At 62.2% G+C, this 17,884-nt stretch carries 21 protein-coding genes and 1 pseudogene; 10 read left to right on the top strand and 12 right to left on the bottom strand.

Features of this window, described 5'->3' with window-relative positions; genetic code table 11:
- Positions 1–3: 3 nt before the first annotated feature.
- Both AC0J5Z_RS01610 and AC0J5Z_RS01615 read right to left on the bottom strand, forming a co-directional pair.
- Positions 4–789 (bottom strand): GAF and ANTAR domain-containing protein, encoded by a 786-nt coding sequence (locus AC0J5Z_RS01610; protein ID WP_475037038.1) that lies wholly within the window; start codon positions 787–789, stop codon positions 4–6.
- A gap of 257 nt (positions 790–1,046) precedes the next feature.
- Positions 1,047–1,787, bottom strand: coding sequence for an alpha/beta fold hydrolase (locus tag AC0J5Z_RS01615; RefSeq protein ID WP_475037040.1), 741 nt, complete (start codon positions 1,785–1,787; stop codon positions 1,047–1,049).
- Between the two features lie 73 nt (positions 1,788–1,860).
- On the opposite strand from AC0J5Z_RS01615, the gene AC0J5Z_RS01620 reads away from it, so the two are divergent.
- The 4 genes and pseudogenes from AC0J5Z_RS01620 to AC0J5Z_RS01635 all read left to right on the top strand — a co-directional run bounded on the left by AC0J5Z_RS01620 (position 1,861) and on the right by AC0J5Z_RS01635 (position 3,831).
- Entirely contained in the window at positions 1,861–2,559 is a 699-nt protein-coding gene (locus AC0J5Z_RS01620) for a helix-turn-helix transcriptional regulator (protein WP_475037041.1), read from the top strand.
- Between the two features lie 94 nt (positions 2,560–2,653).
- Complete coding sequence (locus AC0J5Z_RS01625) at positions 2,654–2,980, top strand: hypothetical protein (RefSeq protein ID WP_475037042.1); 327 nt, start codon at positions 2,654–2,656, stop codon at positions 2,978–2,980.
- Positions 2,981–3,014: 34 nt separating this feature from the next.
- Positions 3,015–3,122, top strand: a pseudogene (locus AC0J5Z_RS01630) (dihydrofolate reductase family protein); the annotation flags it as partial.
- A 484-nt stretch (positions 3,123–3,606) separates the two neighbouring features.
- Positions 3,607–3,831 (top strand): hypothetical protein, encoded by a 225-nt coding sequence (locus tag AC0J5Z_RS01635; protein ID WP_475037044.1) that lies wholly within the window; start codon positions 3,607–3,609, stop codon positions 3,829–3,831.
- Between the two features lie 9 nt (positions 3,832–3,840).
- Here AC0J5Z_RS01635 and AC0J5Z_RS01640 read toward each other — a convergent pair whose 3' ends face one another.
- On the bottom strand, positions 3,841–4,206 hold the full coding sequence (locus AC0J5Z_RS01640) for a MerR family transcriptional regulator (protein ID WP_475037045.1): 366 nt from the start codon (positions 4,204–4,206) through the stop codon (positions 3,841–3,843).
- A 25-nt stretch (positions 4,207–4,231) separates the two neighbouring features.
- On the opposite strand from AC0J5Z_RS01640, the gene AC0J5Z_RS01645 reads away from it, so the two are divergent.
- On the top strand, positions 4,232–5,032 hold the full coding sequence (locus AC0J5Z_RS01645; protein WP_475037047.1) for an aminotransferase class IV: 801 nt from the start codon (positions 4,232–4,234) through the stop codon (positions 5,030–5,032).
- Between the two features lie 368 nt (positions 5,033–5,400).
- On the opposite strand, the gene AC0J5Z_RS01650 is transcribed toward AC0J5Z_RS01645, so the two are convergent.
- Complete coding sequence (locus AC0J5Z_RS01650; RefSeq protein ID WP_475037048.1) at positions 5,401–5,844, bottom strand: YdeI/OmpD-associated family protein; 444 nt, start codon at positions 5,842–5,844, stop codon at positions 5,401–5,403.
- A 90-nt stretch (positions 5,845–5,934) separates the two neighbouring features.
- Between AC0J5Z_RS01650 and AC0J5Z_RS01655 the strand changes: the two genes are divergently transcribed.
- Positions 5,935–6,180 (top strand): DUF2630 family protein, encoded by a 246-nt coding sequence (locus AC0J5Z_RS01655; RefSeq protein ID WP_475037049.1) that lies wholly within the window; start codon positions 5,935–5,937, stop codon positions 6,178–6,180.
- Here the strand turns inward: AC0J5Z_RS01655 and AC0J5Z_RS01660 are convergent, their stop codons facing one another.
- Both AC0J5Z_RS01660 and AC0J5Z_RS01665 read right to left on the bottom strand, forming a co-directional pair.
- The gene (locus AC0J5Z_RS01660) at positions 6,181–7,323 is read right to left on the bottom strand and encodes a glycerate kinase (RefSeq protein WP_475037050.1); all 1,143 of its coding nucleotides are present in this window, start codon (positions 7,321–7,323) and stop codon (positions 6,181–6,183) included.
- Positions 7,324–7,371: 48 nt separating this feature from the next.
- Positions 7,372–8,343: a D-2-hydroxyacid dehydrogenase family protein gene (locus AC0J5Z_RS01665; protein ID WP_475037052.1), complete on the bottom strand. Its 972-nt coding sequence runs from the start codon at positions 8,341–8,343 to the stop codon at positions 7,372–7,374.
- A gap of 65 nt (positions 8,344–8,408) precedes the next feature.
- Between AC0J5Z_RS01665 and AC0J5Z_RS01670 the strand changes: the two genes are divergently transcribed.
- The gene (locus AC0J5Z_RS01670; protein ID WP_475039493.1) at positions 8,409–10,235 is read left to right on the top strand and encodes a glycoside hydrolase family 2 protein; all 1,827 of its coding nucleotides are present in this window, start codon (positions 8,409–8,411) and stop codon (positions 10,233–10,235) included.
- A 49-nt stretch (positions 10,236–10,284) separates the two neighbouring features.
- Here AC0J5Z_RS01670 and AC0J5Z_RS01675 read toward each other — a convergent pair whose 3' ends face one another.
- Complete coding sequence (locus AC0J5Z_RS01675) at positions 10,285–11,082, bottom strand: glycerophosphodiester phosphodiesterase family protein (protein ID WP_475037053.1); 798 nt, start codon at positions 11,080–11,082, stop codon at positions 10,285–10,287.
- Between the two features lie 13 nt (positions 11,083–11,095).
- The gene (locus AC0J5Z_RS01680) at positions 11,096–11,368 is read right to left on the bottom strand and encodes a hypothetical protein (protein ID WP_420179571.1); all 273 of its coding nucleotides are present in this window, start codon (positions 11,366–11,368) and stop codon (positions 11,096–11,098) included.
- 136 nt (positions 11,369–11,504) lie between these two features.
- Here AC0J5Z_RS01680 and AC0J5Z_RS01685 point away from each other — a divergent pair, with 136 nt between their 5' ends.
- Both AC0J5Z_RS01685 and AC0J5Z_RS01690 read left to right on the top strand, forming a co-directional pair.
- Positions 11,505–12,371 carry an SDR family oxidoreductase gene (locus AC0J5Z_RS01685; RefSeq protein ID WP_475037054.1) on the top strand — a complete coding sequence of 289 codons (867 nt, stop codon included), beginning with the start codon at positions 11,505–11,507 and terminating at the stop codon, positions 12,369–12,371.
- Positions 12,368–13,297, top strand: coding sequence for a methyltransferase family protein (locus tag AC0J5Z_RS01690; RefSeq protein WP_475037055.1), 930 nt, complete (start codon positions 12,368–12,370; stop codon positions 13,295–13,297). Before AC0J5Z_RS01685 ends, AC0J5Z_RS01690 begins: the two co-directional genes overlap by 4 nt.
- Here the strand turns inward: AC0J5Z_RS01690 and AC0J5Z_RS01695 are convergent.
- Genes AC0J5Z_RS01695 through AC0J5Z_RS01705 form a run of 3 tightly spaced genes read right to left on the bottom strand, consistent with a single transcriptional unit; the run spans position 13,294 to position 15,715 of the window.
- On the bottom strand, positions 13,294–14,103 hold the full coding sequence (locus tag AC0J5Z_RS01695) for an HAD family hydrolase (RefSeq protein WP_091464375.1): 810 nt from the start codon (positions 14,101–14,103) through the stop codon (positions 13,294–13,296). The genes AC0J5Z_RS01690 and AC0J5Z_RS01695 overlap by 4 nt on opposite strands.
- A gap of 39 nt (positions 14,104–14,142) precedes the next feature.
- Positions 14,143–15,387, bottom strand: coding sequence for a type II toxin-antitoxin system HipA family toxin (locus AC0J5Z_RS01700; RefSeq protein WP_475037056.1), 1,245 nt, complete (start codon positions 15,385–15,387; stop codon positions 14,143–14,145).
- Positions 15,374–15,715 carry a helix-turn-helix transcriptional regulator gene (locus tag AC0J5Z_RS01705; protein ID WP_178994725.1) on the bottom strand — a complete coding sequence of 114 codons (342 nt, stop codon included), beginning with the start codon at positions 15,713–15,715 and terminating at the stop codon, positions 15,374–15,376. The genes AC0J5Z_RS01700 and AC0J5Z_RS01705 overlap by 14 nt, the downstream gene beginning before the upstream one ends.
- Positions 15,716–15,840: 125 nt before the next feature.
- Between AC0J5Z_RS01705 and AC0J5Z_RS01710 the strand changes: the two genes are divergently transcribed.
- Positions 15,841–16,902 carry a glutathione S-transferase family protein gene (locus AC0J5Z_RS01710; protein ID WP_475037057.1) on the top strand — a complete coding sequence of 354 codons (1,062 nt, stop codon included), beginning with the start codon at positions 15,841–15,843 and terminating at the stop codon, positions 16,900–16,902.
- Positions 16,903–16,908: 6 nt separating this feature from the next.
- On the opposite strand, the gene AC0J5Z_RS01715 is transcribed toward AC0J5Z_RS01710, so the two are convergent.
- Positions 16,909–17,847 (bottom strand): carbohydrate kinase family protein, encoded by a 939-nt coding sequence (locus AC0J5Z_RS01715; protein ID WP_475037058.1) that lies wholly within the window; start codon positions 17,845–17,847, stop codon positions 16,909–16,911.
- Positions 17,848–17,884: the final 37 nt, after the last annotated feature.

Raw genomic sequence — 17,884 nt, forward strand, 5'->3', positions numbered from 1 at the left:
CCCTCAGCGAACCCTGTCCGCTTCCTGTTGGGCGGGTTGCTTTTGCGTCCCGACTCCGTCCACGAGTGACTGGGCGAGGTCGCGCAGTTTTTGATTCCGGTCGTTCGAAGCCTTCCGCAGGATTCTGAACGCTTCATCTTGGGTGCACCTGTTCTGGGAAATGATCACCCCGCACGCCGTATTGATAAGCGCCCTGCTTTCCATGGCGGCGTCGAGGTCTTCGGCCGCCTCATTCAACGCGGTAATCCTGATCGCCACTTGCAACGCCTTGCCTGCGATCCCTGCATAGGTCAACGCATCAGCGACGGCGTTGCGGGTGAACGTCTCTGGCATGGGGGCGAAGAAATTCAGCACGGCAGCGGAGTCTCGTTCGAGTTTCATCGGCACACCCAGCGTGCTGCGCATCCCCGCCGCGCTCAATGCTCTGCAATAATCACCCCACTGGGGTGATGACAGGGCATCATCAAGAAGGACCGGGCGTCCACTTTCCAGGGCATCGATGCAAGGGCCCTGCTCCAGGGTCTGCTCGATCCGGTCCAGCAGCATCGCCCGATCGCTGCTGCCGGCAATCGTGGCGGTGCGTTTCCGCCGCCCCAACGTCACAGCGCACTCAATTCGTGTGCCGGTCGACCTGGACATCACTGCCGCTCCAAGACCGGCCATCCCATCCAGGAACGTCCGAATATCTTCTGAGCCAACGAGCAAGTCAGCCAGCTGCTCAACATCGCCCGACCAATCCTCCACAGCCACAGCGTCCAAACCAACACCACCCTTTACAGGCACGCCCATTCGAAAGGCCCTCTTGCTGAAGCCCAGGACACGTCCGCCAGGCTCTCCAGGCGAATCTTCCCTACCCGCAGGCCAAGAACGTATCCGTCAATAATTTAGCAAGGAAGTCTAGCAATCTCTAAGATGCGGTTCTTAGGTCCCGCATCTTAGACGTGGGACGGCCTGGGTGAACACTCCCCACACCAATCCGGATCTGTCACCCAGGACCACCCCGCACAAGGCAACGCCAACACCCATCCCTCCGCATTCGTGTCTGGTTAGTTGGTTAGATAAGCCGCTGACTGAATGACCTTGGCGAGGTCGTAGGGACGGCTCCACATAGGCCAATGCCCCGTCGGGAGGTCAATGACGTCGAGGTGCTCGATGTTCGCGACTTCGGCAAACATGGCATGGCCTGCGCTGGCCAACTCCAGCACCTGCGCGCTCGGGATCGAGCAGCACACCAGAGTGGTCCGGACCTTGCGGCGGGCGTCGTTCGTGAGCTCGACGGGCTGACGAAGCACGGCGGCGGGCTCAGGGATGGCCCGGGCCCGAAAACGCTCGAGGACCTCTGCGCTGAGGCCTTCGAGGCTCGCCTGCTGTGCGAGGACGTCGAGGGACGGCAGCGGAAGCTCCTCCAATTCCTCCGGGATGTCTGGAGCGAAGGCGCTTCCCGTCGCCACAGGGCCGGAGTCTACCCACACCACTCGCTGGACAAGCTCAGGGTGTCGGTCAAGGACGAGGCTGACGGGGGCGTTCGCCCCACTGTGAGCGACGAGAGTTGCGGGCTGATCCTCGCAGACCCCGAGTTGATTGATGACGTCCAGGACCGCTGTGGCTTGATCGTCGAGAGTCTTGGCCGCACGCTCGGGATCGTCCCCGTCGAGACCGGGGAGTGTCATCGCGATTGCACGAGAGTGGTCGGTTGTCAGGTGTTCAAGAACTTCATCCCACGCCCATGCGCCCAGCCAGTGGCCTGCGATGAGAATGATGATCGGGCTGCTTGTAGTAGTTGTCATGTCACCACCCTCGCAGTCACCACGGACAAGGGTATGTCACTATTTATGTCATGAATTTGTCGGGGCCTGAACTGTGAAGCGAGTCGAACGGCTCCATGCTCTATCCGAGATGTTGCGCCGCAGCGGCGCGCGGGGGGTTTCCGCAGAACGGTTGGCGAGAGAGTTCGAGGTATCCGTGCGTACTGTCAAGAGAGACCTCGATGCCTTAGAGAACAGCGGTGCGCCTATATGGTCCCGCCCAGGTCCGGGCGGGGGCTACGGATTGTCTCCAGGCGCGTCCCTGCCGCCCGTCAGCCTGTCCCCGGCGCAGGCCGTGGCCCTCATGGCAACCATGTCTGCTGCACCCGATGCCCCCTACGCCGATCTCGCAGCAGCAGGTATCCAGAAGATTCTGGACGTCCTCGATCCCAAAACCCGAGCACGAGCCGACGAGCTGGCCCACCGCGTCTGGGTCAACGCTCTCCCCTCTTCTTCGCGCGCCATCAAGTCGGCACTGGAGGAGGCGATGGCCGAGCAGCGAGTGATCCGCATTCGCTACACGTCGAGAGACGAGACCACGACCACCCGCGACGTTGAGCCAGTGCTGTTCGCCTCCCTGAACGGCCAGTGGTACCTGGTTGGGTGGTGCCAACTGCGCAACGCAATGCGATGGTTCACCGTGTCGCGCATCGAGCGAGCCAGCGTAACCAAGACGGCTTGCGGCAGCCATACCATCCACGAGGTGGGAGAACCCCCAGCGAACGCCAGACCGGTGCACCTTCGGGGCGAGTGAGTCACTTCCGGGACAGCCGCCCTTACGCCGTCGCAATGTTGCGCAGGTCACACATGACACATACGCTGGGGGACGCTGCAGCGTGGCAGCAAGGATGAAAGGCAGCACATTGGCCAGCGACAAGCTCTCCGTAGTTGTTCGCGTCGACGTTGACGGCGAACAGATCCAGATCTCAGCGACGGGTCGAGTAACCACCTTGAGCCTCCAGGGGCTTTACCCGGTGGTCCAACGCACCAAGAGCCTGGGCGGCGGTCTCGGAGTTGAGATGGACCTTTCCCAAGCGACCATTGATGAGGATGCGCTGGATCAATTGCAGGGGTACGCCGCACTCCATGAGGTGCCGGTGCGCCTCGCAGCGGAACTCACCAATGTGACGGCCCTCCCGTCTCGCGGACCCCACACCACCAGTCGCGCCGCGTAACGCAGGCGCCAAACGGGAGACACAGACCGCTGGCTTGTTCCACTCCGTGGATGGCGTAGTTCAGGACGCCTTCAAGTTCCAGTTGGACAGCTGCGACGACGAACTTGGTACGGACCTTACGAAGATGGGGGCCACGCTCGCACCGCTCGTGGTGACCGCCACCGTCGTCGAAAAAGGCACGCTGGGTTGGGCCATCCTTGGCGCCGTCTTCCTCGCGTCGGCGGCGGGTGTCGCGCTGATAGCCCGGAAGGCGTAGACGACGGCGGCACTCGCCCAAAGGGCCCGCTTATCTGCGTAGAACACGTCGCAGCCAACTCACCAGCTTGGCTGGATTGGCACGTTTCACGGGTTGTTCCTCGTTCACGGGTTGTTCCGGGGCCGGGCAATCCGGGCAAGGCCCATCAGGGAACTCACCCATTTGCTTCCAGATCCACCCCTCCAGGCAGTAGTTGTTCCGGCAGACCATTTGCACCACAAACCGTCCCCCACGCGACATTGCTCTTCCATTCGTTATGTGGTGGTCGCGGATGATTCATGACGCGAGATGGTGCCGGGAAGCCGAGTAGCCCCAGATCCCATCCCGCCGCGAGCAACATCACCACGCAATCGGAGGAACTGAACGCTCAATGCCTGAAACCACGGAAGCGATCGTGGCGTACACGCTGTTGCCCTTGCGGGACCCAAGCCTGCTGCAATGCCCACTCAGCGGCTTGGTGCTGCTGGCAGCGTTCGTGGCAGTGCCGCTCACTGAATCGCGAGGACTTTCGGGGTTGGTGAGGGGCGCGCAGATGGTCGACTCACACGAAAACGCACGACGCCGGGTGGCCGGCACAGCTGCGCAGGCGGACTGACGCCGCGGCCTACTCCTTGGATGAGTCGATCAGACCCTGAAGGGCAGCGCGAGTACTGACAAGGTGTGCGATTCGGTTGTCATAGTCCTCCACGTGGGCCCTCAACGTGGGAACAGCGCATGGCTCCAACCTCCCCGGCTGGTAAATACAGTCGATCAGTTCACGGATGACACTTGTGGGAAGCCCGGCATCCAGCAGTGAACGAATGTGCTGGACGCGCTGCACAGCGGAAGGCAAGAACAGTCGCTGACCGGTTGAAGATCGATCAGCGAACAGAAGCCCGCGGCCCTCGTAGTAGCGCAGCAAGCGGGGTGCCACACCAGTTCGGACAGACAAGTCACCTACCCGGAGCATTGGTTCGCTTGCCTTTGACACTGGTGTCACCTCTTACGTTCGATACATGACAATTTCGACGACGTATCTCAACGGTAGTACCCCCACAGCTGAGGACCTCGCCCCCTTGGCATTCGCAGGCTATGCCCATTTCACAGCGATGCAAGTACGCGGCGGGCGTGTGCGTGGTTTGGATTTCCATTTGAACCGTCTCAGGGAGGGAAGTGAGCTGCTCTTCGGACATCACCTCCCCGACTCCCACATTCTGGGGCACATGAGTGCGGCCCTCACTACCGCCTCCGCAGATGCTTCGCTCATGGTCTATATCAGCTCGAGGCCGGGCGAATTCATGTTCACGGCGCAACCTGAGCTTGATGTCCTGGTGAAGATTGCTGATCCCGTGACGCCTCCGGCAACGCCTTTGGCACTCGATCTTGCGCAACATGAACGCCATCTGGCACGGGTAAAACATGTTGGAGAAGTGTCGAAAACGCTCTTACTTCGCCGCGCTAAAGAGCGCGGGTTCGACGACGCAGCGTTCATGGATCGCAGCGGGCGGCTCAGCGAAGCAACTATCTGGAATCTCGCGTTATGGGACGGCTCAAGAGTGATTTGGCCCAAGGCGGATATTCTCCACGGCGTCACCATGCAAATTCTTCAGAGACAGCTTGGTGCCCAAGGTGTTGTGCAGGAGACTCGCTCGATTGCCGCTGCCTCTGTCGATGGATCTTTGTCTGCCGCTGTCCTTAACTCCTGGAGCCCCGGGATAGGAGTAAAAAGCATCGGTAGCCAGCAGCTGGCGCCGACACCGGAGTTCGCAAACCTCCTGCACGACGCGTATCAGCTTGAACCTCTGGAACGCATCTGACACCCCTACTTTCAAGGGGCCGCGCTAAAGCACGCCGGGTGCGGCCGGCCCGGGTGGTCTAAGTCCTGGCCGGCCACACTGTCCGCCTGGGCAAGCGGACAAGTGCGCGGCCGGCCAGCCGACGATGGGGGCCTTGCTCGCGCACGGTGACCAGCCGACAAGAGGGGTCTCCTCGCCTCATCGACTGCGGCTGCTGTTCTGCATCCGAAATGCGCTCTACAGCCTGTCACTACTTGGTAGTGAAGCCAACCCGATGAACATGACGTGATTCGGGTCACTTTTAATTCCGACGGGACACGGGGAACCATGGACCAGTGGCATCGAGGAAGCGGTCGCCATCACCAGGGCGAATGGCCCAGCCTAACGTGCTATTTCTTGCCGGCCTTCAAATCCGCAACTACCTTCGCGATCCGCCGGGCACGTGTCTCCTCGGTCTTGGCATCGCCGATCGGCTCGACGTAGCGCCGCTGGCTGCTGTAATTCAACGTGCCGTAGAACGCCTTCGCGTCAGGCTCCGCATCCAGCGCGGCGGCCATATCCTCGGGAACCTCGATAACCCGCGGCTCGGTGTCCACTTCAAGGCCAACGTCCACGGTGTCCCCTGCCGCCGTGCCGGTCAGTTCACGGTTCGCCGTGCTGACACCCACCATATATTTCCCGCCCATCACGGCAATGCTGCTGCGGTAGCTCTGGCCGTTGATGGTCACCACCACCGGGGGCCGTTTGCCCGCGCCGAGGCCCACAACGATCTCGTCCGGAACTTCGATGCCCGCCTTGTTGCCATCACCGACGATGGTCGTAGTGAATTTCATGACCCAAGTATGCCGTTGGCTGCCTGTAGACGCACCCCATCAGCAAGACTACGTTCGAGGTAACCACCCACAAACGCAGGGAGAAAGAACATGGACGAACAGGACCTTCTGGAGCGGATCCAGTCGTTGGTAGAGGAGGAGCACCGCCTCCGTGACGCTGCAGGATCAGATGACGACAGCAGCGGCGACAACACCGCCCGTTTGGCACAACTTGAAGCCCAGCTCGACCAGTGCTGGGACCTCTTGCGCCAACGTCGGGCGAAGAAGGACGCAGGCGAGAACCCCGATGAGGCCGAACCGCGACCCGTCAGTGAAGTGGAGGGCTACCGCCAGTAATTACGCCCCTTCAAGCACCTGGCTCGTAGCCCACGCCAAATATTTGGCGGCGTTGGCAACGGCATCGGCGACGTCCGGGACGCCATCCTTGCGCTGCGCGACATCCAACAGCTGGGCCGCGGCAACGATTCCGTGCTTCGCCAGGTCCTCCGGTGTCACCGTGATGCGTCCGGCCACGGCGATCACGGGAATGCCGTGCAAACTAGCGGCATCAGCCAAGGCAATGGGCGCCTTGCCCGTGAGCGACTGCTCGTCCATGGAACCCTCACCGGTAATGACCAGGTCGGCCTCGTCGAGGTGCTTCGCGAGGCCCGTGAGCCCAGCGACCAGCGCGAAGCCGCCCTCCAGCGCGGCGTCAGTAAAGGCTAGGAACGACGCCGGGAACCCGCCTGCCGCGCCAGCTCCCGGAACGTTCACATCGCGGCCCGTGGCTTCCCGAAGGAGCGACGCCCAGTTGCGGAGACCGGCGTCGAGCTTTTCAACGGCGTCCTCATCGGCGCCCTTCTGGGGACCAAAAACATGCGCCGCGCCTTCCGGCCCGTACAGCGGGTTTTGGACGTCGACGGCGATGCGGAACTTCACGGCCGAAAGTCGCGGATCCAGCTCGGAGACATCCAAAGCAACGACGTCGGCCAGGGAACCTCCGCCGAGGGGCACCACATTGCCGGCCGCATCAAGGGGTTTGAGCCCCAACGCACGCAAGGCGCCGCTGCCGCCGTCGGACATTGCAGAGCCGCCCAAGCCGAGCACGATTTCAGTGGCACCGGCGTCGAGGGCCGCCGCTACAAGCTGGCCGCAACCGTAGCTGTGGGCGCGCAGCGAATTCTCTGGCGTCGGCTCCATATGCGCCAGGCCCGAGGCCATCGCGGTCTCGATAACGGCGCTTGCCCCGCCGAAGGAGTCCTTGCGGATCGCCCATGAGGCTCCAACAGGCTTGAGGATAGGGCCAACAACGGCGTTGTTCCGCTCCTCGTAACCCGCAGCGATGGCGGCGTCCAAGGTACCTTCGCCACCATCGGCAACCGGGAACTGGGTGGTCACGGCATCCGGATAAACGCGCAGGGCGCCTTCGGCCATGGCTGACGCTGCTTCGGCGGCGGTCAGGGATCCCTTGAACTTGTCCGGGGCGATAAGGATACGCATGGGTCCATCTTGCCAGCTTTGCCCGGAAAGCGCTTGCCCGTCTGTAATCTAGCCGCTGATTACCCTCACGGGAGCCCCATCAAGCCAGGCCTTCACATCCTCGAACGCCCCGCCATAGAACTGCCTGTAGCTTTCGTGCGTCACGTAGCCGATATGCGGCGAGAGAACGGTCCGTGGGGAATGCAGCAGCGCATGTCCAGCGGAAAGGGGTTCCTCGTCGAAGACATCCAGGGCGGCGCCGCGGATCCACCCCTCCTCCAGGGCCCGGATCAATGCTGCCTCGTCCACCAAGGGGCCGCGAGCAGTGTTGATCAACACGCCATCGGGCCCGAGAAGCCGCAGTTCTTCCGAGCCAACGATGCCCTCTGTCCTCTCGGATAACCGCAGGTGGAGCGTCACGACGTCGGACTCCCGGAACAACTCCTCTTTGCTGACCTTGCGGGCACCGGCAGCCTCAGCACTTTCCGCAGTGAGGTTCTGGCTCCAAGCGAGGACGTCCATCCCGAATGCCTTGGCGTAGCCCGCCATCCGCTTGCCGATCTTGCCCAGGCCAACGATTCCGAGGGTCTTGCCTTCGAGTTCAAACCCGACGCCGGTCTGCCAGTCGCCGGCGCGCAGAGAGTTCTCCTCCACCGTCAGGTTGCGGGCAAAAGCCAGCAGCAAAGCCCACGTCAGTTCGGGCGCCGCTGCCGGTGAGCCACCCGTTCCGCAGACCACGATGCCGCGTTCTGCCGCCGCTTCAAGATCGATCGCGGCGTTCGCCATGCCAGTGGTCACCAGCAGTTTCAGGTTCGGCAGCGACTCAAGGACATCCTGTGGAAAACGGGTTCGCTCGCGCATCGCCACAATAATGTCGAACGGCGCCAAGGCGGCCACGGCTTGCTCTTCCGAAAGGAAAGGTGCGCTGAAGACGCTGACCTTCACGCCGTCGTCGAGCAGTGAATCCCACGGGGCGTAATCGCCGGAGACATGCTGGTAATCATCAAGGATGGCTAAACGGTATCGGGTCACGTCATTCATACTTCCGCGGCGACTGGTGGTACTCAACCCCATGGCACGTTAGGTTTTTGATTGTGAGCCAAAATGTGACCCCCGCCATGCCCAAGCCCGAGCATCCCCGCCCCCAATTGCTCCGCGACAAGTGGCTGAACCTCAACGGCACCTGGGAATTCGAGATCGACGCCGGTGACTCCGGTTTGGAGCGCGGACTCACCACGCGCAAACTCAACAGCGAGATCCTGGTTCCGTTCGCACCGGAATCTGCACTTTCGGGGGTCGAGCACGTCGATTTCATGGAAGCCGTCTGGTACCGGCGTACGGTGACGATCCCTCAGGAATGGGCGGGCCAGAACGTTCTGCTGCACTTTGGCGCCGTGGACCACGACGCCACCGTATGGGTGAATGGAGTTGAAGTAGCCCGTCACCGCGGAGGCTTTACGCCCTTCACTGCAGACCTCGGAGGAGTCGCCGAGCCCGGAACGGAAGCCGTGATTGTGGTCCGGGCCAGGGATTCACGGCACGAAATGCAAGCCCGTGGCAAACAGGCCACCTGGTACAACAACACCCACTGCCAATACACCCGGACCACCGGAATTTGGCAGACGGTGTGGATCGAAGCGGTCCCGGCGGTTCATATCAAACGCCTCCGCATGACTCCCAACCTTGCGGACTCAAGCATCACACTGGAGGTGCCCGTCAGCCAGAACCGGAGCGGGCATACGGTCACCGCCGTCCTCAGAGACAAGGGCGACATGCGTGTTGAGGCCACAGCCAAAGCTGACTTGGACCTCACGCCATCACTCCGCCTCACCATCCCCGCCGAATCCCTGCGTCCCTGGTCCATCGAAGATCCCTTCCTCTATGACCTCGATGTCAGCATCCACAATGACTCCGGAAATGTTGTTGACCAGGTCAGCAGCTACGCGGCAGTGCGGTCAGTTGCCTTGGACGGCAAGGTGGTTCGCATCAACGGCCAAGCTGTCTTCCAGCGACTCGTCCTGGATCAGGGCTACTGGCCCGAGTCACTGATGACCTCGCCGGATGACGCTGCCTTGATCAAGGACATCGAATTGTCCATGGCCGCAGGTTTCAACGGCGCCCGCCTGCACGAGAAGGTCTTCGAGGAACGTTTCCTCTATCACGCAGACCGCCTCGGTTACCTGGTGTGGGGTGAGTTCGGCGACTGGGGTGTCTCCGGCGGAGGAACTGTGGGGCACAACCAAAAGCCCACAGCCAGTTTCGTGGCGCAATGGTTGGAAGTGCTGAAACGCGATTTCAACCACCCCTCCATCATTGGCTGGTGCCCCCTCAACGAGACGCACCAAGTTCTCCACGACCGCCTGACGGTGCTGGACGACGTCACCGAGGCCATGTTTCTCGCTACCAAGCTCGCTGACCCCACACGCCCGGTCATCGACGCTTCCGGCTACGCTCACCGGATCCGCGACACGGACATTTACGATTCCCACTCCTATGAGCAGGACCCGGACCGCTTCCGCATCGAGCAGCAGGGATTGGCGGAGGGAAAGCCCTACATCAACCGCAAGGCCGACGGCGAGGAATACTCCGTGCCGTATGCGGGCCAGCCCTACTTTGTCTCGGAGTTCGGCGGGATCTGGTGGAATGAAGTTGAGGCCCGTCAGGCTGTGGCCGGAAGCGACGTCGCCTCTTCGTGGGGCTACGGCCAGCGTGTCAGCAGCGAGGAAGAGTTCTACACCCGCTTCCACGGACTCTGCTCCGTGCTGCTGGATAACCCGGACATGTTCGGCTACTGCTACACCCAGCTAACGGACGTATTCCAGGAGAAGAACGGCATCTTCAACTTCGACCGCAGCAATAAGTTCGATCTGGAGCGAATCCGCGCGAGCCAAGTTCGGCCTGCCGCGATCGAAACCCGCCGAGATGGCATTTAATGCCAATGTTCCCGCCTGGGACTGTCATCAAGTGCCACCTCGGCGCGGGTTAAACCCAGTGGCCCCTGCGCACCAGGACTTCCTTGAGAAGGTCGAGCCGGTCCGACACGATCCCATCGACGCCGAGGTCCAGCAGCCGCTCCATCTCCACCGGATCGTTGACAGTCCACACATGAACGTGCCTGTTCAGGCGATGGGCGCGCCGGATAAACCCAGGCGTCACCACGGGAAACCGCCCGTAGCGGACAGGAACTTGGAAGACGTCGACGCCGGAGAGCAGCTTGCGTGCCAAAGGAACCGGAAGCACGGGGCCCAGAAGAACGAAGAGCGCAGTCAGGGAACTGCCCGCAGAGGAAGCCACACGACGGGAGAGCTTTGAAAGGACTGCGCGGCGGCGCCTGTCCGAGAAGCTGGTGACCAAGACACGGTCATGGACGGCATGTTTCTCAATTGCCGCTGCCATCGAGCCCACGGAGTTCCAATCTTTAACATCCAGGTTCAGCCGGGCCTGGGGAAGGGCAGAAACCAGGTCATCGAAGGTGGGGACGGGCTCCACTCCACCGATTCGGGCAGTTGCAACTTGGGCAGCGGTCAGCTCGGAAACCTTGCCCACGGAATCCGTCACCCGGTCCAGGGAGGCATCGTGGAAAACCAGCAGTACACCGTCGGACGTCGTGTGGACGTCCGTTTCAAGATGGACAGTTCCGAGCTCCACTGCAGCTTGGAATGCAGCCATGGAATTCTCCAGGCCGTCCAAGGAGAAACCTCGGTGGGCGAAGGCCAAAGGCCCCACCGAACCGTCCTTGCGAAGGAAATAGGGCAGCGTCACTCCCGTAGCGTAGCCCATCGCAGAGGCGCGGTTAGCTCTCCTGCGGGACCGCCGCCGTCGTCGATTGCGGAACGATCGTCACGCCGTCGCTGACGTGCACCAATGTCCGGCCGCGACCGCCGTCGAGCTCCACCCAAACCGCGGTGGCATCGCCGGTTACGGCATCCACCACGCCAGCCGACTCGAAACCCGGCGTCAGCGTGACATTGACGCGGTCGCCTTGGCGAAGCGAACGCCAGTGATGATCCGGTTCGATGCGCCGCAATGGTGCGGTATTGACGTTGTTGATCCGACGCTTAGCCATGGTTCCCCCTACAAGTTCAATGAGACAGATAAACCGTGCGAACGGGTCTTGGCTGGAAGCCTACGGCCGTAAGTTGAACGCCGGTTGTATGGAAGCTGGGAACCAGGTGACACTGCGGGACTGACAAACTAGGGGCATGACTGTGTTGATTGCCGGCTGCGGCGACCTTGGAACGGAAGTTGGACTTCGTTTCGCGGCGGCGGGCCATGAAGTTGTGGGCCTTCGCCGATCCCCGGAAAAGCTGCCAAGCGAGATCCGCGGTGCGTACGCGGACCTCTCCATTGCAGTGCCGGAACTGCCGTCAGATGTGGACATCGTTGTGGTGGCCATCGCCGCCGATGCATCCACCGAAGAGGCCTACCGCGCGGCGTACTTGAACGGCGTGAAGAACGTCCTGGATGCTCTGGAACGGCAGTCCATCGAGCCGCGACGAATCCTGTTCGTCTCCTCCACGGCTGTGTATAAGGATTCCGGTGGGGCCGTTGTGGACGAGTCCACGCCCACGGAACCCACCCGGTTCAGCGGCAAGGTCCTGGTGGAAGCAGAGCAGCTGTTGTTCGCCCGGACGCGTGGGACCAACACCCAGCCCATCTCCCTGCGACTCGGCGGCATTTACGGCCCCGGTCGCACGCGCCTGATCGACCAAGTCCGGACAGGCCAAGCTGTCATTCCTGCCCAACCCCGGCACACCAATCGCGTGCATCGGGACGACGCCGCGGCCATGATCGTCCACCTCACCACCATGGAAGCCGCCCCGGACTCGGTCTACGTGGGCGTAGACGATCACGCTGCCGAAATGGGCGAGGTCATGCGGTTCCTCGCCTCTGAGATGGGGTGCCCGGAACCCCCGACCACGGCACCTGACAGCGCGTCCGACGCCGGCCCCGGCGACAAACGCTGTTCCAATAGGCGCCTCCGGGCGACGGGGTTTGAACTCACCTTCCCCACGTATAAGGAGGGCTACCGCGCTTTGCTCGCCGGTGAGGGCGTGCGGCACCCATGAAACGGGAGGGTCCTGCCGCTGCGCGGGCGCAAGGGTGGGGCCGGGCCTACTTCGCTGTCCAAGCCATGGCCGGGCTGGTGTGGTGGGTGGGAGTTTTCCTGTCACCGGCCATACGCACTGCCACTCTGGGCGGCCTGGACCCCGTTGCCGTAGCCGCCGTCGACATTCCCTTGTTCGTCATTGGCTCGGGTGTCGCGGCTCTCGGCGTCAGGGCGGCGGCAGCCGTGGCCGCCGGATGGACAGGTCTGGTTGCGGTCGCTTTGGCCGCCTACGCAACAATCACTACCGAAGCGGGATGGGGCGTCCTGATCATGTTGGCCGCCACCGCTTGTTCAGTGGTTGCGCTGTTCTTTGTGGTGCAGGGCCGCGTCCCCACGGAGTTGATGGTGCGGGGGCCCTTCGCGTTCCGTCCGGCGTCCAACCGTGGCGGCACGTCAGGCAACGTGGGAGCAACCATGGGCCAACTGATCCTCTTCTGGGGATTCTTCCTGGTGGTTCTTCCGTCCGTCATTACGTGGTTCGAGCATCGGTGGCACGTTTCTGTGCCGTTCCCCTCTGCGGCAGCGCCCGCCGGCCTCGTGCTGCTGGTATTGGCCAGCACCCTCGGTATTGCTTCCGCGGTGACCATGTCCTCAGCCGGAGGCGGAACCCCCTTGCCCTCTGCGATGCCCAACCGCCTGGTCATCGCAGGACCGTATAGGTGGGTGAGGAATCCCATGGCCGTGGCAGGAATTTCCCAAGGGGCAGCTGTGGGCCTGATGCTGGGTTCGTGGCTGGTGTTCGCCTATGCGGTTCTTGGCTCGCTCCTGTGGAATTACGCTGTCCGGCCGCACGAAGAGGCAGACCTGGAGAAGCGGTTCGGTGCCGAGTTCCAGCGATACCGCGATTCAGTGCGCTGCTGGATACCTCGCGTCAGGCGCGACTAGACCCGCTGCTCAGTCAGCTTTGCCTCGAGAATCTGGGCCACGCCGTCGTCGTCGAAATGCGGCGCCTGCTGCCCGGCGGCGAGGATAGCCTCCGGGTGTCCGCTGGCCATCGCGTAGCCATGGCCGGCCCAGCGGAGCATCTCGATGTCGTTGGGCATGTCCCCGAACGCCACAACGTCAGCGGCTTCGATCCCCAAGGACTCGGCATATTTGGCGAGCGTGACAGCCTTGTTGATGCCCGGAACGGACATCTCCAGCATCGCTGTCCGCGGCGCTGAATGTGTGGTGCTGACCAGGTGCGCGACGGCCGGTTGCACTTCGGCGAGGAACTCGTCCGGCGTACCTTTGCGCGTAATGGCCAGGAACTTCACGACGGCGTCGTCCGCCGTGAGCGTCTCGGCCAGCGGCGCGGGGGTGAACTCGGCGAGCAGCTCGCTGGTTTCGTTCTCGATGAAGCCCGGCTCAAGCTGGAAACCCGTGAGAGTCTCCACAGCGAACAGGGCATCGGGCCTGATGGACTTGATGATGCGGCGGGCTTCAAAGACGGATTCGGCATCCAGAACGCACGAAGACAGGGCCTTCTCGGTTTCGAGATCCCACACCACGGCGCCGTTGGAACAGATCACGATTCCGCTGTGACCCAGCTGCTCCTGGAGCGGGTACAACCAGCGCGGCGGGCGACCCGTGACGAAGACGAGTTCCACTCCTGCGTCGCGGCACGCCTGGAATGCCTTGATGGTCCGGTCACTGATTTTGCCGTCGTGACCGAGGATGGTGCCGTCAATATCGCTTGCTACGAGCCGCATCATGCCAGTCTACGTGGGGCAAACATGTGGTTGCGCCCGCTACAGCTGCACTGGTTCATAGTCGAAGAACGCCGCTCTTGGTAGCACCTGCTTCCCGAATAGCTGGTGTTTGTCTGCCTCGCTCAGACGCGCCACCTCCGCAGCTGCGTCCCAGGTTTCGCGGATGCTCGATACAAGGTTGTCGATGATATCCCGCCCTTCTGCCTCGTTTAGCCCGTATGTCTCGGACTCGCCCACCAAGGCAGCGAAGTTGGAAACCTTCGCCCCGCGGTCACCCCGCCCGTATCGCATTGCCTGCTCAAATGTGTCGCCGGATCTTTGCCCTGGAGCCAGGTCGTAAACCGGCGTTAGTTCCAAATGCTTCCCGTCCCAGAACGCGGCGTGATTCCGGGCATGGTCGTCGTTGTTGCTGATGGCGATGTTCAGGGCAATACGCCTGAACAGCTCCGGTCCCGGCTGTGTTGCGTCTACTGCGTACTCACGGAGCACATCAAGGATCTGAGGGTAGGACACATAGCGTGCATACATCTCGTCGGTCTGGGCCATGGTCAGTCCAGACACTGCGTGACGCCGTCCGCCTGCCCCATCACGGTCGAATCGCCTGACAAGGAGGACTTCCTTGCCGAGGGAAGAGATGACCTTGCTTTCGGGCACCTTCATGCCGGCCCGGCGAGCAAGTTCGAGCATCGCGCCCTCGGCGTTCACCACGGAGAAGACGCGGTCATCAGACGACGAGAACTTTGCGAGCCACTCGCTCCCGTCTTCATCAGTGAGCGTCGCCTTAGGGCGTGCGCCTCCAAGGCTGGTGCCATGCATCATGGCCGCCTCCAGACTCGGCGAAAGTTCCCCGCCTTCATCAAGGAGGATGGCCGCCCGATGTAACTCTTCGAGGGTCGCGGATTCATCCCGAGGCACGTAGTTCTCACGATCAATTTGGAAGTCCAAGGCCCCGAAGCGGTTCGAGCTGGAAGTCAGCATGTAATCGATTTCGCTCAGGGAGTTGGGAGCAACGTTCCGCCGTCGTTCGATGACACCGCGACCCCACCTGTCGGGACTCCCGTCCCGAAGGACTCCAGGGATGCTCAGTCCGTCTGCAGGCTCCTGGACGCCGGGTCGCAGGGGGAGCTCCGGGGCGAACAGGCTGATAGCGTCCGGCCGGGACCTATAGTTCAGTCCATAGATGAAAGTGACGAGCGAGCCGACCTGCTCCACTCTTCCGGCTACCACAGGCTCCGTTCCACCCGGCAGCCACGTCCAGACGTAGAGCTCGTTAGAAGTTGTCATCGGTACTGCCGCTCTTTGGTCGGCGCACGCGACTTGGGAGGAGAGCGAGCATCTCCTCGCCTCGATGACGACGAATCGCGAGTTCGGCGCGGTCCTCAATACCAAAAATGGGAACTCCGACGAGATCTGAGAGGTCCATCATCGTACCGACCGCCGCGCCGCGACTGCCGGCCTCAGCTGCGAGCACCGTTTGCTCCGAAATATTCGCGCGCGCGGCAAGCTCCTTTGCTGTCCATTTTCGATCGATTCGGCCTTGTCGGATGAGTTGGCCCCACACGATCAGCGCGTCTTGGATGTGCGGACGCAATGGCACGGTACGTTTTGCCATTTAAACCTTCTTAAAAGATGTCTAACAGCTTCTAAGCATATTTTATCATGGCTAGGGATCGCATGAAGGCTCTTGCGAAAGTCCACAGCCAGCACATTAACGAACCCAGAGCATAGGCTGAAGTCATGAGTGAGAAGACCAGCGAAGTCGAAGAACACAGCACCCGCGGAGCGTACGTCACTGGCGGCGAGTTCACCCGGGACACCAACTACATCGAGGACAGAATCACCCGCGACGGTGCCGCCGGACCGAACGGCGAGCCTGGCTGGCCTGTGGAGCCAGGGCGTTACCGATTGATAGCAGCACGGGCTTGCCCTTGGGCCAACCGTGCCGTAATCGTCCGCAGGCTTCTTGGCTTGGAGGACATCATCAGCCTCGGGCAGCCTGGCCCCACCCACGACGCCAGATCCTGGACCTTCGATCTGGATCCCAATGGCAAGGACCCGGTACTTGGCATCGAGCGCCTGCAGGACGCATTCTTCCGCCGCTTCCCGGACTACCCTCGCGGGATCACCGTTCCGGCCATGGTGGACATCCCCAGCGGCGCAGTGGTGACCAACAACTTCCCCCAAATCACGCTGGACTTCTCTACGGAATGGACAGAATTCCACCGCCCAGGAGCGCCACAGCTATACCCGGAGCACCTTCGCGAGGAAATCGACCAGGTCAACAGGCGGGTCTTCACCGAGGTCAACAATGGCGTTTATAGGTGCGGCTTCGCCGGATCCCAGGAAGCGTACGAGGCGGCCTACACCCGGCTATGGAATGCGTTGGACTGGCTGGAGGAGCGCCTAACAAGCCAGCGGTACCTCGTGGGTGATTCGATCACCGAGGCTGATGTCCGGCTCTTCACCACCTTGGCACGTTTCGATGCCGTCTATCACGGCCACTTCAAGTGCAACCGCAACAAACTCAGCGAGATGCCCGCATTGTGGGCCTATGCCAGGGACCTGTTCCAGACACCGGGATTCGGGGACACCATCGATTTCGTGCAGATCAAGCAGCACTACTACATGGTGCACGAGGATATTAACCCCACCAAGATTGTCCCTGTGGGCCCGGACCTATCCGGCTGGCTCACCGCTCACGGGCGGGAATCCCTCGGCGGAAGCCCCTTCGGCGACGGCACTCCGCCAGGCCCGGTGAAAGCGGGCGAGGAAGTGGCTGCAGGGCACGGGGCCGGCTAAGCAGCTTTACTTATGCGCTCCGTGGTTGAGCTCCGCACGCGTAGGAGGATTCGCTCCCGCCCGCGACACAGTGACGGCAGCCGCACGTGTTGCGTGATCCATGATGGCTGCCAGGGTTTCTGCAGGCATTGCCCTCAAAGCGCCACGGTTCTGCGCGCCATCCAGCCCGTGATCCACAATCGCGGACAGGAGCCCCGCCATGAACGAGTCGCCCGCGCCCACTGTGTCCACAACGTTCACGGACGGCGCGGGAACTTGGGTTTCGCCTGCCCTCGTGATGCCCCACGGCCCGCGTGAACCTCGCGTCACCACCACCAGGGCCGGACCCTCTGCACCGCCCAAAGACAGCCAACGACGCGCGGATTCCGTCGGATCAACGCCCGGATACAGCCATTCAAGGTCCTCGTCAGAGGCCTTCACCACGTCGGACAGCACCACAAAGCGCTCGGCTTGCGTTCGCGCGTACTCAACGTCCGTGATGATGCTGGGACGGCAGTTGGGATCGAAGCTGATGGTGCTGCTCGGGTGGGCGTGCTCGACGGCGGCGAGAACGTCCGTGGCGCCCGGCTCCAAGGCGGTAGCAATGGAGCCGGTGTGCAGCAAAGTGGCGCCCTGCAGCATCAGCGGCAACCGTGCGGCGAGGCCGGGCAGTTCCCAGGCGAGGTCGAACACGTAGGTGGCGGCGCCGTCGTCGTCGATCTGCGCGGTGGCCACGCTGGTTGGCTTCTCGTCCGGCGGAAGCGGAACCATCACCGAGCTCGAACGCAAGTGCGCAGCAACGGAATCACCGTAAGCGTCCCGGCCGTAGCGACCGATGAACTGCACAGGGTGATCCAGCCGGGCCAAACCCACGGCAACGTTGAGCGGGCTTCCGCCTACGTGCGCCTCAATCCCGGAGGAGCGTTGAACGACGTCGACGAGGGCCTCACCAATGACTGTCAGCATGGGACCACTCTGCCAGAGTAAAGCCGCCACGGACCAA

The organism is Paenarthrobacter sp. TRD_SC_7, assembly GCF_056156245.1.

Coding starts and splice junctions, on each gene's coding strand:
- AC0J5Z_RS01655 (WP_475037049.1), top strand. CDS start 5,935: ATGGACGAACAGGACCTTCTGGAGCGGATCCAGTCGTTGGTAGAGGAG.
- AC0J5Z_RS01625 (WP_475037042.1), top strand. CDS start 2,654: ATGAAAGGCAGCACATTGGCCAGCGACAAGCTCTCCGTAGTTGTTCGC.
- AC0J5Z_RS01675 (WP_475037053.1), bottom strand. CDS start 11,082: ATGGGCTACGCTACGGGAGTGACGCTGCCCTATTTCCTTCGCAAGGAC.
- AC0J5Z_RS01710 (WP_475037057.1), top strand. CDS start 15,841: ATGAGTGAGAAGACCAGCGAAGTCGAAGAACACAGCACCCGCGGAGCG.
- AC0J5Z_RS01680 (WP_420179571.1), bottom strand. CDS start 11,368: ATGGCTAAGCGTCGGATCAACAACGTCAATACCGCACCATTGCGGCGC.
- AC0J5Z_RS01635 (WP_475037044.1), top strand. CDS start 3,607: ATGCCTGAAACCACGGAAGCGATCGTGGCGTACACGCTGTTGCCCTTG.
- AC0J5Z_RS01615 (WP_475037040.1), bottom strand. CDS start 1,787: ATGACAACTACTACAAGCAGCCCGATCATCATTCTCATCGCAGGCCAC.
- AC0J5Z_RS01705 (WP_178994725.1), bottom strand. CDS start 15,715: ATGGCAAAACGTACCGTGCCATTGCGTCCGCACATCCAAGACGCGCTG.
- AC0J5Z_RS01665 (WP_475037052.1), bottom strand. CDS start 8,343: ATGAATGACGTGACCCGATACCGTTTAGCCATCCTTGATGATTACCAG.
- AC0J5Z_RS01650 (WP_475037048.1), bottom strand. CDS start 5,844: ATGAAATTCACTACGACCATCGTCGGTGATGGCAACAAGGCGGGCATC.
- AC0J5Z_RS01685 (WP_475037054.1), top strand. CDS start 11,505: ATGACTGTGTTGATTGCCGGCTGCGGCGACCTTGGAACGGAAGTTGGA.
- AC0J5Z_RS01660 (WP_475037050.1), bottom strand. CDS start 7,323: ATGCGTATCCTTATCGCCCCGGACAAGTTCAAGGGATCCCTGACCGCC.
- AC0J5Z_RS01715 (WP_475037058.1), bottom strand. CDS start 17,847: ATGCTGACAGTCATTGGTGAGGCCCTCGTCGACGTCGTTCAACGCTCC.
- AC0J5Z_RS01695 (WP_091464375.1), bottom strand. CDS start 14,103: ATGCGGCTCGTAGCAAGCGATATTGACGGCACCATCCTCGGTCACGAC.
- AC0J5Z_RS01690 (WP_475037055.1), top strand. CDS start 12,368: ATGAAACGGGAGGGTCCTGCCGCTGCGCGGGCGCAAGGGTGGGGCCGG.
- AC0J5Z_RS01610 (WP_475037038.1), bottom strand. CDS start 789: ATGGGCGTGCCTGTAAAGGGTGGTGTTGGTTTGGACGCTGTGGCTGTG.
- AC0J5Z_RS01700 (WP_475037056.1), bottom strand. CDS start 15,387: ATGACAACTTCTAACGAGCTCTACGTCTGGACGTGGCTGCCGGGTGGA.
- AC0J5Z_RS01645 (WP_475037047.1), top strand. CDS start 4,232: ATGACAATTTCGACGACGTATCTCAACGGTAGTACCCCCACAGCTGAG.